Below are 13,122 nucleotides of genomic sequence, written 5' to 3'. Positions count from 1 at the left end.
CGTTAAAATCGGTTAAAAAATTAATCTCAATAGCTGCGTGCCGATAAAGTATATTAAACCTCTTTATTTATCGTATAGTTTGGCAGATCAATTGTAATTTGTTTGCCTGTCGCTAATCTTAACGCATTGAGGATGGCAATAATATCAATTAGTTCTTGTAGCACAGCCCCTACGACTGGAGTAATAAAACCTGCTGCTGCGAATACCATTCCTATAATGCTCAGCACCATGCCACCAATAGCGCTTTGTGCGGCAATCCGTCGCGTATTTAAACTTAAATGAATCAGCTCGTCGACTTTGCTTAATGTATTCTCCATGATAATAGCCCCCGCTGCTTCGGAAGTAATAGCACTATGTTGTCCAAAGGCCACGCCAACCGTGGCGGCGGTGAGAGCAGGAGCATCGTTAATGCCGTCCCCCATAAAAACCGTCGGTGCATTCTTTCTTTCTTGTCGCACAATAGCAAGTTTCTGCTCAGGGCTTTGGGATGCATAGATTTCAGTCAGATTCAGCCATTTAGCCAGGTAGTCTACTTCCGATTGGCGATCTCCGGAAACGAGCATTATTTTTTTAAATTGATGGGCTGGGCCTAAATGACTGATGAAGGGTTTGCTATCGAGACGGGGAGCGTCACGAAAATGAAGCGAAGCCGCATAACGATCATCAACCAGTATTATACATTCTAAGCCCGATAAAACGGGTGGAAGGTTATCACTGGAGGCACCAGACTCCAGAAGTTTTTTTCTACTCGTAATAGTGATGGTATGCCCATTAATCTTTCCCGTTAACCCTTGCCCTGGTTTCTCTGAGACATCGGTTGCGTTAAGAAGAATGATGGCTTGCTCATTGGCTGCATTGAGAATAGCGTTTGAGAGGGGGTGTTTGGAGTACTGTTCCAGGCTAGCGGCATATTGTAGTAGGTCCTCTTTTCTATAATTACCAGCAATAATAATGTCGGTTAGCGAGGGTTTGCCGTAGGTTAGGGTACCTGTTTTATCAAAAATAGCCGTTTTGCAGAGGGGTAATTGTTCTAAAATAACGGGATCTTTGATGATGATCGCTTGTTTAGCGGCTTTTGAAATAGCACTGACTAACACGATGGGGAGTGCGATTAATAAGGGACAGGGCGTCGCAATAACTAGCACAGAAAGAAACCGTAAAGCATCGCCACTTAGGTACCAGGCAATGAATGCAAATAACAGGGCGAAGGGAGCGAAAATAGCACCTATTTGATCGCCTAATCGTCTAATTGCAGGGCGTTTTTGTTCTGCCTCTTCCAATACTTTGACAATTGCCGCATAGCGTGAGTCAGATGGCAATTGGGTGGTTTGTACGGTGAGAGCGCAATCGCCATTAATGGCACCCGATAAAACATAAGTACCTGGTGTTTTGGATATTAAATAAGGTTCTCCAGTTAAATAGGATTCGTCCATAGTACCTTGTCCATTGGTGACTATGCCATCAACAGGGCAGGTTTCGTGAGGAAATATAACGATTTTATCGTCAATGTGGATGGAGGCCAGGGGGATGTCCTCAAGGTGACTATTGGTTTGTCGATGTGCAATGGAAGGCATGCGTTCAACTAATGCGAGTAGTGCCGATGCTGCTTTGCGTCTGGCATAGGTTTCTAACGTTTGGCCACTGGCAAGCATAAGAATGATAAACGTTGCAGCCAAATATTCATGTAAAATAACACTCGTTACCAAGGCAATTGCGGCGAGGGAATCAGCGCCTAAATTACCTTGGAATAATTTAAATAGAATCTGAATGAATACAGGGATACCACCAAGGAGAATAATGAATAACAAAGGTATTTCTGCCGACGAGAAGTCCAGGGCACGCATAAAAAAATACAGGCAGATTGCGAATAAGGAAAGAAAGGCAATGCAGGGTTGCCATTTAAAAATGGATTGAGTAGTAGAACGATGCGTTTTAATAATTCACTCCTATCCCAAATTTTTAAAATATAAGTAATTATAATTACAATTCCCGAGTCCGTTTATAAACTTCTGGAATAAGAAAGAGAGGGAGTGCGCAAAGAAAAATGACTCCCCAATTCAGTCGCGATAAGGGAACTGTATGAAAAACAGGTTGTAATACAGGCAAATAAACCACCGCAATCTGGAGTGCTATCATCGATATAATCGCTGTGAGTAACCATTTATTAGAAAACCAGCCAATTTCCGACATGGGTTTTTGAAAGCTGCGAAAATTTAAGGTAAGAATATTTGCCATGACAACAATGGCTGTAAAAGCCATCGTGTTAGCTGTTTCATAGGATTCATTCAAATAGAAATGATAGAGGAAAGAGGCTGTTAAACTGAGGTAAGAGCCAAAAAAACCTAATAAAAGCAGGGCTTTTTTATCAAAAATGGGTTGATTAATCTGGCGAGGCGGCTGTTTCATAATCGACGTTTCCGCCTGCTCCAAGCTAAGCGAGATTGCGGTAGCACTATCAGTCACAAGATTAATCCACAGAATCTGAATGGGCATAAGAATCAAGGGGCCGCCAATCACTATATTAATCAGGATAGCTAATAATTCACCTGTATTTGAGGCGGCTAAATAAAGAATAAACTTGCGGATATTCGCATACTGCCTTCTTCCCTCTTCGATGGCGGCGATAATTGAAGCAAAGTTATCATCTGACAAAACCATATCAGCGGCACTTCTGGCTACCTCTGTTCCTCTTATTCCCATGGCGATACCAATATCCGCTTGCTTGAGGGAAGGGGCATCATTGACGCCATCCCCTGTCATGGCGGTGAGATTGCCCAGGGATTGGAGCAATTTAACAATGCGAAATTTATCTTGTGGAACCGTTCGGGCGAATAAGATTTTTTGCTCTAATAATTGACATAAAGCGATATCAGTTAATTCGCTAATCTCCTCACTGGTTACAATTTTTTCAATATCCAAGCCGAGCTGGGTTGCTATGGCTTGGGCTGTAATAGGAGAGTCGCCTGTAATCATAATGACTCTAATCCCTGCTTGCTTTGCCTGGAGCAGGGCAAGGGGGACTTCTGAGCGAGGCGGATCAAACAAACCAATGACACCTAAAAATGTGAGATTGGTTTCCGCATCCTGTAGAGTAATTTGGGGTTCTTTGGGTATTATTTTTCTAGCGATAGCCAGTGTTCTTAAGCCTTGTTTCGCAAAAGCAATATAAGCATTTTCAAGGTGCTCTCGATAGTCTTTAGTGAGCTCTTTTTCTTCCTTGCCAATCAAAAAATGGGTAGAACGATCCAAGATAGCCTCTGGAGCGCCTTTCACATGAACGAGGTGATAGGCTTCCGTTTCTTCAACAGTAGACATGCGTTTTCGAGTTGAATCAAAAGCAAATTCTCTAATAACAGGATTATGAGAAATTTCTAATCCAGCCTTGATGGCGGCAACAATCAAGGCTGCTTCATCAGGAGAGCCGATAGCTTGCCATTGCTGGTCCATTTTTTTAATGGAAGCATGGTTGCATTTTTGGCCTGTTGTTAATAAGGCGATAAGTTCGGGATAGGATTTAGGCTCAATAACAACCCCTTCTTTCTGGAAATTGCCATGCGGTTCATAACCGGTTCCGGTCACTGAAAAGACGCCATCGGCTGTCCAAATTTTTTGAACCGTCATTTCATTGCGGGTCAGTGTTCCTGTTTTATCCGTGCAGATAACCGAGACGGCACCTAATGTTTCTGCGGCTTGAAGGCGGCGTAACAATACTCTTTTATGAGCCATTCTTTTTGCGCCTAATGCCAGGGCGATGGTGACAACAGCGGGAAGACCTTCGGGAATCGCTGAAACGGCTAATGATATGCCTGTCATCAGCATCGTTATAATATTTTTGCCACCAAGTACGCCGGCAATGATTACCAGAGAAGAAATAAGAAGTGCCAGAAGGCCAAATTGCTTTGCCAGTGTTTCCAGTTGACGTTGGAGTTTTGTTTTCGTTTCTTTAATTGTTCCGGTTAGTTGCGCAATACGCCCGAATTCGGTATTCATGCCAATCTCAACAACCAGACCCTCACCATGCCCACTGACAATATGGGTTCCCATAAAGGCTATATTGCGTCTATCAGTGAGTATGGTTTTTTCTGGCAAGGATTCTATTCCCTTGGCAACAGGTGCCGATTCGCCAGTTAGTCCAGCTTCATTGACTAATAAATCAACTGCATGAGTAACCCGAATGTCTGCGGGAACAATATTGCCTTCCTGTAAAAGGACACAATCGCCTGGAAGGAGTTTTTTGACATCAATGAGTTCTTTTTCGCCATTGCGGAGAATGTAACACGAAGGGGATAGTAACGATTTGAGTTTTTGTATCGTTGTTTCTGCTTGCCATTCCTGAAAAAAGCCTAGAAGCCCATTAAAAATAACAATAGCAAGAATAGCTAAGGCATCCCAAAGATCACCAAGAAAAAAAGAGAGAGCCATTGCGAAAAGCAAGACACCAATTAAGAGATTAGCGAATTGTCTTGCCAGCATAGAGTACCATGGTACCGTTTCGAAATCCTTCAGTTCGTTTGTGCCATAGTTCCTGGGTTGTTCAGCTAAAATTCTTTTTACTTCCGCTACGCTTAATGCGTGCCATGACTGCATGATGGGATCCTTCCTATTCAAACAACCCTAAGCCATTTTATGAAAATGGCAGCCTTTCTATTTTAGTTGAGCTTATTTAATTCCGTATAGAGACTTAACAAACCCAAGATGAGGCTGAAGCCGGCAATAAAAAAACCCAAAAGCCGTGAAATCAAAAACGAAAATTTATCGGCTCGTTGAATGAGTAGAGATACCATAAAGCCATTTAGCCCATCGGTTGCCATCATCCCCAACATAAAAAACAGGCCAAGGAGGGCTGCAAAATACCAATTACTGGAAGAAGACATGGAAATAGAAAATAAGGCGACTTGGCTAAAGGTATCAAAGGAAAAAGCAAAAAGAGCGCCAGTTAAGGTAATCCAGAACGCATTATATCGTTTCAGGGTGAGGGCGAAAAAACCGCCTATACTGATTGGCGGCTGTAATTTTGTGTTGTGGAGTAAACAATTATGAAGCGTTATTAATCCAAAGACTAATAAGAAAAAGATGGATATATAGCTTCCTAACGGCTCTAGCCATGTTGGGAATTGTGCTCGGATAATGCCGTTGCTGATAATCACACTGAGAATAATGACCACTAACCCGTGTCCCAACGAAAATAAAAAACCCACACGCTTTGACAGTTGATTATTTGCTCTAAGCGTTCTGGTAATGGAGTCGATGGTTGCTATATGGTCCAAATCCAGGCCATGGCGCAAGCCTAACCCAAATACAAAGACGATGATTAGCAGCGTGGAATTGGTTATTGTATCAATGGTTTTGATCCTTTTTAGAGACAAGTTATTTTTTAAGATCTAAGCTGTTATGTCTATACCTAATGATTAATTTTAATATGCATGAACTAACACTCTCTCGCTCTATTCTTGAAATCGTTAAGGAGCGTGCATCCCAAATCGCTTGCCAATCAGTAAAGAAAATTTATCTGGAGGTTGGAGAATTAAGCGGCGTTGATCATGAGTCTTTACGGTTTAGTTTTAGTGTGGTGGCAAGAGGGGGCATCGCAGAAAATGCGAGTCTGGAGATAATTGAGATCAAGGGACAAGCAATCTGTGACTTTTGTCAGGAAACTGTTATGCTTAAAAATTATTATGATGGCTGTAATATTTGTGGGCAATATTCGTTAAGAATAATTCAGGGTGAGGAGCTGCGTGTTAAATCGATGGAGGTCGAATAATGTGTGGACTTTGCGGTTGTTCAGGTTCAGAAAGAGACCATCATGAGCATCATGACGATGCCAATTTCTTACATACCCACCACCATGATGCAGGCGAGCTTGTTTCAATTGAGCAAGAAATACTGGCAAAAAACCAGGAATTCGTCGAAATCAATCGTCGTACTTTTTTAAACAATAAAATTACTGCTATCAATTTGATGTCAAGTCCCGGCTCAGGGAAAACAACCTTACTTGCCAAAGCGATTGCTGACTTAAAGCATCGCCTGGATATTGCGGTGATCGTCGGTGATCAACAAACAAATTATGATGCTGAAAAAATTCAGGCAAGCGGCGGAGAAGCGATTCAAATTAATACAGGCAAAGTCTGTCATTTAGATGCTCATATGGTTGGTCATGCGGTTGAAAACCTCTCGTTAAAAAAACACTCCCTTCTTTTTATTGAAAATGTAGGCAATCTAGTTTGTCCTGCATTATTTGATTTGGGTGAGGCCTATAAAGTAGTCATTCTTTCTGTAACAGAAGGAGATAATAAGCCTTTAAAATACCCGGAAATGTTCCGTAAAGCAGACTTATTGTTACTAACGAAAACGGATTTATTGCCTTATGTTGATTTTGATATCAATCGGTGTATTGCAGATGTAAAAAAAATTAATCCAACGGTTAATGTGTTGCCTGTTTCTGCAACAACGGGAGAGGGTTTAGGTCAATGGTATGAGTGGCTAGAAGCGATCCAAGGGAATGGCTGAGATAGAAAGATTACGGATTTTAATTAAAGGCCAGGTTCAGGGGGTCGGTTTTCGTCCTCATGTATACCGGGTTGCTCAGCACTTAAATCTAACAGGATGGGTGCAAAATAATACAATAGGGGTCCTGATTGAAGTGCAGGGATGGTTTGTTTCTTCTTTTCTTTCCCACCTTTTAACGTCGTTACCACCGTTAGCCAGGATTCACGATATTGAAACAAGCAATCTTGCTTTAATCGCTAATGAAAACGATTTTCTTATCATTGAAAGTCAAAAAAGCGGGGCTTCACACGGCATTATATCGCCTGATATGAGTCCTTGTCCTGATTGTCTGGGAGAGCTTTTTAATCCGGATAGCCGCTATTATTACTATCCCTTTCTGAATTGCACCCAATGTGGTCCACGTTTTTCGATTACTAAAGAATTACCTTATGATCGGTGCCAGACATCCATGGGCGAATTTACTTTATGCCCGTCTTGCAAGGGTGATTATAGTTCGCCTGAGAATCGCCGCTATCATGCTCAACCTACGGCTTGTAAAGACTGTGGTCCAGAGCTTTCGGTTTCCATTCAAGTCATTGCCCAAGCGCTATTGGAAGGAAAAATTATTGCTCTCAAGGGAGTGGGGGGCTATCAATTAGTTTGTGATGCAAGAAATAATGAGACGGTTCAACGATTACGCCAAAAAAAATACCGTGAAGCAAAACCACTGGCGTTAATGGTGCTAAATTGCATGAGTGCTGAGACATTTGTAACGGTCAGCGATAAAGAGAAAGAGATTCTCAGCAGCCAGGCGCGTCCTATCGTATTATTAAAAAAGAAGCAGGAAATTCTTCCGGAAATTATTGCCCCAGGTTTATCTGGTCTGGGTGTAATGTTGCCTTCTTCCCCCTTGCATTATTTGTTATTCCACGCTCTGGCAGGTTATCCGGAGGGCTTGAAATGGCTGGATGAGCTTCATTCCTCGGTATTGATTGCAACAAGTGCCAATAGGGCCGGAAATCCTTTAATGATCGAGGATGATAAGGCGCATAATGAGTTAATAGCGATTGCTGATTTAGTGATCGCTTATAACCGTCAGGTGATTACTCGTGTTGATGATTCAGTCATACGTTTTATCAATAACCAGCCTCGTTTTATACGGCGTGCTCGAGGATTTTCTCCTGTCAGTGTTCAATTGCCTTTTTCCATACCTTCAACCCTGGCTTTAGGGGGGCATCTTAAGAATACGTTTTGTATAACGCGGGGGAATGAAGCGTTTATTTCTCAACATATAGGAAGTTTAACGAATAAAGAAACGATTGATTTTTTTCATGAGTCACTCTCTCATTGGATGCGATTTCTTGATGTTAAAGTGGAACGTATTGCCTGTGATTTGCATCCTGATTTTTATACAACCAGCCTTGCCAGGCACTATAATTTGCCAGTGATTTCTGTACAGCATCATCAGGCTCATTTGGCAGCAGTTGCCGCGGAGTATCATATTTTGGAGCCTGCGTTGGGCATCGTGTTAGACGGGTACGGCTATGGATGGGATGGTAAGGCTTGGGGCGGGGAGTTATTTCTTCTGGAAAATACGCAAATTCAAAGATTAGGGCATTTTTATCCCCTACCGCAACCCAGTGGAGAGCGAGCGATTCACCAGCCTTGGCGGATGGCTGCTGCCATTTTACATTGTTTGCAAAAAGAGGATGAGATACTGCGCCGATTTTTCGACAAGCCTCATGTTTCCGAGTTGGTTCATTTGCTAAAAAACAGCCATTCTTTGCCGACTACCAGTAGTTGTGGTCGTCTTTTTGATGCCGCCAGTGCTTTGTTAGGCATCAACACGATTTCCCAATATGAAGGGCAAGCCCCTATGCAGCTTGAAAGCTTAGTCACTAATCCTGAAGTTTTTGAGGGGGGGTGGACTCTCGCCAACAATCAATTCAATTTTTTACCAACATTCAGGCACTTACTTGATAAGGATCCCAGGCGTGGTGCCAATGTTTTTCATGGGACTTTAATTGCGGGCTTGGTGGATTGGATTATGATTCAGGTAAAAAAGACAGCGATCAGGCAGGTCTTATTAAGCGGTGGCTGTTTTTTAAACCAGGTGCTTGCAGACGGGTTGATAAAACAATTAGAACGTAGTGGACTGAAAGTCTATTTACCACAACAAGTGCCTGTCAATGATGGTGGCATTTCATTGGGGCAGGCATGGCTGGCTGGAAATTACAAGGAGGCGGAATTAATATGTGTTTAGCTCTTCCTGCTCAGGTCGTTCGATTGCTGGACTCTCAGAGAGCACTAGTGAATATAGGCGGCATTGAAAAAGAAATTTCGCTCGCCCTGGTAGAACAAGTGAGTGAGGGGGATTACGTTATTCTTCATGTGGGATATGCCCTGACAAGGCTGGATGAAGAAGAAGCCAAAAAAACACTGATGTTATTTGCTGAAATGCAGGAAGCCCAATGAAATACATTAATGATTTTCGTAATGCCAGGCTTGCGAAAATAATAGCCAAAGAAATTGGTAATAAAGCATTGCCTGAGCGACAGTATCGCTTGATGGAGTTTTGTGGTGGGCATACTCATACCATACACCGTTATGGTCTCCCAAGTCTTTTACCCCATAATGTAGAAATGATTCACGGCCCTGGATGCCCCGTGTGCGTTTTACCTATAAACCGCATTGATAAGGCCATTGCCCTGGCTACTTCATCTAACGTTATTTTTTGTAGTTATGGGGATATGTTGCGTGTGCCAGGTTCTAATCAGCAAAGCCTATTGCAGGTAAAAGCAAAGGGAGCTGATGTCAGGATGGTTTATTCAGTGGATGATGCATTGCGCTTGGCGACACTTAATCCAGAACGAGACGTTGTTTTTTTTGCTATTGGTTTTGAAACAACAACGCCGCCCACGGCGCATGCGATTAAAGAGGCTGCAAGATTAAATTTGTCTAATTTTTCAGTCTTTTGTAATCATGTATTAACGCCTGCCGCTATGAATTGCCTTTTACAATCGTCGGGCGATGAAGAGGGTATTCATAATCTGGATGGATTTATAGGACCCGCTCATGTAAGCATTGTGACAGGGAGCCAGGCCTATGAGCCAATAAGCAAAACCTATAAAAAGCCTATTGTTATTTCAGGATTTGAACCACTTGATGTGTTGCATTCTATTTTAATGGTGATTGAGCAAGTTAACAAAGGGCAAAGTGATGTTGAAATTCAATACACCCGTGCAGTGACGCGAGAAGGAAATTTAAAGTCACAAGCTATCACAAGAGACGTGTTTGAATTGCGTTCCAATTTTGAGTGGCGCGGGCTGGGTAATATCCCGGAAAGTGCCTTGCAAATTAAAACCACTTGCGAGCGGTTTGATGCTGAAAAGCGGTTTGTGTTGCCCGATCTTCCTGGTGTTGAACATAAACAATGTGATTGCGGGGCTATTTTACGCGGTATAAAAAAACCGAGTGATTGCAAATTATTTGCCAAGGTGTGTACACCGCAAAATCCTTTGGGTTCTTGTATGGTTTCCTCTGAAGGAGCCTGCGCTGCGGTTTATGCCTACGGAAGGGGGCGTTAAAGATGGAAACTATCAGCCAAAGAAAAGTGGCAGGACCCAAATTAAATATTAAAAACGGTATTATTGATTTGAGCCATGGCAGTGGTGGACGAGCAATGGTGCAATTAATTAACGAGATTTTTTTGCCTGCCTTTGATAATCCCTGGCTCGCACAAAAAAATGATCAAGCCTGTTTTGCTGTGGAATCTGGGCGGATGGTAATGAGCACCGACGCACATGTTATTTCCCCTTTATTTTTCCCAGGGGGAAATATTGGTTCCTTATCGGTCCATGGAACGATAAACGATATTGCCATGGCTGGGGCGAAACCACTGTATTTGTCAGCCAGTTTTATTTTAGAAGAAGGCTTTGCCCTTGCAGACTTAAAAAAAATTGTGACCTCAATGGCAGAGGCTGCCCTTGCTGCTAATGTAGCGATTATTGCCGGGGATACCAAAGTTGTGGAACGTGGTAAAGGTGACGGGGTATTTATTAGTACCACGGGATTAGGCATAGTGCCCCAGGGCGTTTGTATTTCCGGCGATCAGGCCAGGCCTGGTGACAAGGTTGTTCTCAGCGGTTATGTAGGTGATCATGGCATTGCTGTTCTATCCCAGCGCAATAATTTGGAGTTTTTAACAACAATCAAATCGGATACAGCCGCTTTGAATGGGTTGGTTAGCCACATGCTTGATGCGGTACCTTCACTTCATTGTCTTCGCGATCCTACGCGAGGCGGCGTGGCATCGACCTTAAATGAATGGGCAGAACAATCTGGAGTTGGCTTTGTTATCGATGAGGACCAAATTCCTATCCGTACGGAAGTGGCAAGTGCTTGCGAACTGCTCGGTTTAGATGCGTTATATGTGGCTAATGAAGGCAAACTCTTAGCTATCTGTGCTGCAGAAGAGGCTGATAAGTTAATCGCAACCATGCGAAGCCACCCCTTAGGTAAAGAAGCAGCAATCATTGGAGAAGTCGTAGAAGATCCCAGGCATTTTGTACAATTGCGTACAAGATTAGGAGGGCTGCGAATGATGGATTGGTTAAGCGGAGAACAGTTACCGCGAATTTGCTAACTGCTAAGGATGAAGCTGTTATGGAGAATGATCGGAGCTATTTTTTGCCCCAGGACAAGTTGCAAGCATTAATTGATGCACTGCAGCGATTAGGTTTCTCTTGTGTGGGGCCTCAAGTCCGTGACGGAGCAATTGTCTATGATAAGCTGACAGACGCAAACCAGTTACCTTGGGGTATTCGTGCTCATCAGGCTCCAGGCGAGTATCGTCTTGAACAACTGCCTGTACAACGTGCCTTTTCATGGGCTAATGGCCCGCAAGCGATCAAGCCGTTACTATTTAAACCCAGTGAAACTGTTTGGCGTGTTGAGCGTAGCAGTACAGGAAAACTGGAATTTAAACCCTGTATCGCTAATGAATTGCCCATCGCCATTATTGGGGCTCGTTCTTGTGATTTAGCCGCAATGGCAATTCAGGATAAGGTTTTTTTAGCACAGCCCCATCAAGATGAGCGCTATCGAAGACGCCGTGAATCGTTATTTGTTATTGCTGTTAATTGTGGTTATTCGTCTGATAATTGCTTTTGTGTTTCGGCTGGGACGGGACCCAATGTCAGGAGTCCTTTCGATCTCTTAATGACCGAATTAGATTCGGGTTTTGTCATTCAAGGGGGCAGCGAGCGTGGTCATCATTTAATTTCCGGTCTGAATTTAGTATTGGCAACAACACAGCAAGCTAACGATGCCGGACAGGAAATTGCTAATGCGGATGCCATGCAAACGAAGCGTATCCCTTTGGATAACCAGCGAGGGTTGCGAGATTTATTGTTCTCCAATTTAGGTCATTCACGGTGGGAGGAGGTTGCTGAACGTTGTTTATCTTGTGGCAATTGTACGTCTGTATGTCCCACCTGTTTTTGCCATAGTGAAATAACAAATCCCAGCCTTGATGGAGAAAGTAGCACCTTGGAGCGCGAATGGGATTCGTGTTTTACTGAAGGCCACAGTTACCTGGCTGGCCACCCAATTCGTGATGATACAAAAAAGCGTTATCGTCAATGGTTGACGCATAAAGTGGGTAGTTGGTTTGATCAGTTTGATACGAGTGGTTGCGTAGGTTGTGGCCGTTGCATAACCTGGTGTCCGGTAGGCATTGATATGACCGAAGAATTAGCTGCTATTTCAGGTGAATCCAATGTAAGGGAAACGAAATAATGATCAGGGATTCCTATCTGCCTCGTACTGCAAGAATTAATGCACGGCATCAAGAGTCAGCGACGATTTTCACCCTCGATCTTCAATTTGTTGAAAAGCCACACCAGCAGGATTTTTCTTTCTATCCTGGACAATTTAACATGCTTTACCTGTATGGTGTAGGTGAGGTCGCAATTTCAATTAGTTCCGATCCGGCAGAGCACAGTTATCTAGGGCATACAATTCGTGCGGTTGGACGAGTAACAAAAGCAATGCAGCAATTAAAAAAGGGTGATTATGTTGGTGTTCGTGGTCCATTTGGCAATGGTTGGCCTGTAAAAGGGGCTTTAGGCAAAGATATTGTGATTGTGACCGGCGGCTTGGGATGCGCACCAACCGTATCCGTTATTAACTACATTTTGGCAAGACGGGAACAGTACGGGGCCCTAAAGATTTTTCAGGGTGTAAAACATAGTGAGGATTTTATTTTTCGCAAGCAATATAAGGAATGGCAAGCCATGCCGCAAACCGAAATTTATATTGCTGCCGATAAGGCGGGTCCAACATGGCCGTGGAGTGTTGGTTATGTAACAGATAGGATTACTTCACTTCAGTTAGATGCCAACAATACAATAGCAATGATGTGTGGTCCTGAAGGAATGATGCAGGCTGCTAGCCTGGCATTGATTAATCAAGGTATTTCTGAAAAAGCGATTTATCTTAGCATGGAACGCAACATGGAATGTGGCATAGGTCACTGTGGACATTGTCAATATGGTGGTTTATTTGTTTGTAAGGACGGTCCTGTTTTTGCCTATGATTGTATAAAAGCCTTGTTTACCGAACCAGGATTTTGAA

11 protein-coding genes are annotated in these 13,122 nt (G+C 43.1%); 8 read left to right on the top strand and 3 right to left on the bottom strand.

Annotated features, from left to right (window positions below; translation table 11 throughout):
• Positions 1-53: 53 nt before the first annotated feature.
• From ACN4Z1_RS12555 to ACN4Z1_RS12545, 3 genes are all read right to left on the bottom strand, one after another.
• Entirely contained in the window at positions 54-1,844 is a 1,791-nt protein-coding gene (locus ACN4Z1_RS12555) for a heavy metal translocating P-type ATPase (protein WP_228364041.1), read from the bottom strand.
• Between the two features lie 136 nt (positions 1,845-1,980).
• Positions 1,981-4,587: a cation-translocating P-type ATPase gene (locus ACN4Z1_RS12550; RefSeq protein ID WP_228364040.1), complete on the bottom strand. Its 2,607-nt coding sequence runs from the start codon at positions 4,585-4,587 to the stop codon at positions 1,981-1,983.
• Positions 4,588-4,649: 62 nt separating this feature from the next.
• Entirely contained in the window at positions 4,650-5,366 is a 717-nt protein-coding gene (locus ACN4Z1_RS12545) for a DNA repair protein (RefSeq protein ID WP_228364039.1), read from the bottom strand.
• A gap of 53 nt (positions 5,367-5,419) precedes the next feature.
• Between ACN4Z1_RS12545 and hypA the strand changes: the two genes are divergently transcribed.
• The 8 genes from hypA to ACN4Z1_RS12505 are packed head-to-tail and all read left to right on the top strand — an operon-like array spanning position 5,420 to position 13,121.
• Complete coding sequence (hypA, locus tag ACN4Z1_RS12540) at positions 5,420-5,761, top strand: hydrogenase maturation nickel metallochaperone HypA (protein ID WP_115222087.1); 342 nt, start codon at positions 5,420-5,422, stop codon at positions 5,759-5,761.
• Entirely contained in the window at positions 5,761-6,507 is a 747-nt protein-coding gene (hypB, locus tag ACN4Z1_RS12535; RefSeq protein ID WP_228364037.1) for a hydrogenase nickel incorporation protein HypB, read from the top strand. The genes hypA and hypB overlap by 1 nt, the downstream gene beginning before the upstream one ends.
• The gene (gene hypF / locus ACN4Z1_RS12530; RefSeq protein WP_228364036.1) at positions 6,500-8,749 is read left to right on the top strand and encodes a carbamoyltransferase HypF; all 2,250 of its coding nucleotides are present in this window, start codon (positions 6,500-6,502) and stop codon (positions 8,747-8,749) included. Before hypB ends, hypF begins: the two co-directional genes overlap by 8 nt.
• On the top strand, positions 8,704-8,961 hold the full coding sequence (locus tag ACN4Z1_RS12525) for a HypC/HybG/HupF family hydrogenase formation chaperone (RefSeq protein WP_228364035.1): 258 nt from the start codon (positions 8,704-8,706) through the stop codon (positions 8,959-8,961). The genes hypF and ACN4Z1_RS12525 overlap by 46 nt, the downstream gene beginning before the upstream one ends.
• Entirely contained in the window at positions 8,958-10,073 is a 1,116-nt protein-coding gene (gene hypD, locus ACN4Z1_RS12520) for a hydrogenase formation protein HypD (RefSeq protein ID WP_228364034.1), read from the top strand. The genes ACN4Z1_RS12525 and hypD overlap by 4 nt, the downstream gene beginning before the upstream one ends.
• Before the next feature lie 2 nt (positions 10,074-10,075).
• The gene (gene hypE / locus ACN4Z1_RS12515) at positions 10,076-11,131 is read left to right on the top strand and encodes a hydrogenase expression/formation protein HypE (protein WP_228364033.1); all 1,056 of its coding nucleotides are present in this window, start codon (positions 10,076-10,078) and stop codon (positions 11,129-11,131) included.
• A gap of 20 nt (positions 11,132-11,151) precedes the next feature.
• On the top strand, positions 11,152-12,285 hold the full coding sequence (locus ACN4Z1_RS12510) for a 4Fe-4S dicluster domain-containing protein (protein ID WP_228364032.1): 1,134 nt from the start codon (positions 11,152-11,154) through the stop codon (positions 12,283-12,285).
• Entirely contained in the window at positions 12,285-13,121 is an 837-nt protein-coding gene (locus tag ACN4Z1_RS12505; RefSeq protein ID WP_228364031.1) for an FAD/NAD(P)-binding protein, read from the top strand. Before ACN4Z1_RS12510 ends, ACN4Z1_RS12505 begins: the two co-directional genes overlap by 1 nt.
• Position 13,122 lies beyond the last annotated feature (1 nt).

It is taken from the genome of Legionella sp. ST3F1, assembly GCF_048553315.1.
Lineage (GTDB): Bacteria > Pseudomonadota > Gammaproteobacteria > Legionellales > Legionellaceae > Tatlockia > Tatlockia donaldsonii.
The sequence above is the reverse complement of the archived record's forward strand: the minus strand, read 5'-3'. Positions and strand labels throughout refer to the sequence as shown.

Coding starts and splice junctions, on each gene's coding strand:
- ACN4Z1_RS12525 (WP_228364035.1), top strand. CDS start 8,704: ATGGCTGGCTGGAAATTACAAGGAGGCGGAATTAATATGTGTTTAGCT.
- hypB (WP_228364037.1), top strand. CDS start 5,761: ATGTGTGGACTTTGCGGTTGTTCAGGTTCAGAAAGAGACCATCATGAG.
- ACN4Z1_RS12555 (WP_228364041.1), bottom strand. CDS start 1,844: ATGCGTGCCCTGGACTTCTCGTCGGCAGAAATACCTTTGTTATTCATT.
- hypD (WP_228364034.1), top strand. CDS start 8,958: ATGAAATACATTAATGATTTTCGTAATGCCAGGCTTGCGAAAATAATA.
- ACN4Z1_RS12510 (WP_228364032.1), top strand. CDS start 11,152: ATGGAGAATGATCGGAGCTATTTTTTGCCCCAGGACAAGTTGCAAGCA.
- hypF (WP_228364036.1), top strand. CDS start 6,500: ATGGCTGAGATAGAAAGATTACGGATTTTAATTAAAGGCCAGGTTCAG.
- hypA (WP_115222087.1), top strand. CDS start 5,420: ATGCATGAACTAACACTCTCTCGCTCTATTCTTGAAATCGTTAAGGAG.
- hypE (WP_228364033.1), top strand. CDS start 10,076: ATGGAAACTATCAGCCAAAGAAAAGTGGCAGGACCCAAATTAAATATT.
- ACN4Z1_RS12550 (WP_228364040.1), bottom strand. CDS start 4,587: ATGCAGTCATGGCACGCATTAAGCGTAGCGGAAGTAAAAAGAATTTTA.
- ACN4Z1_RS12505 (WP_228364031.1), top strand. CDS start 12,285: ATGATCAGGGATTCCTATCTGCCTCGTACTGCAAGAATTAATGCACGG.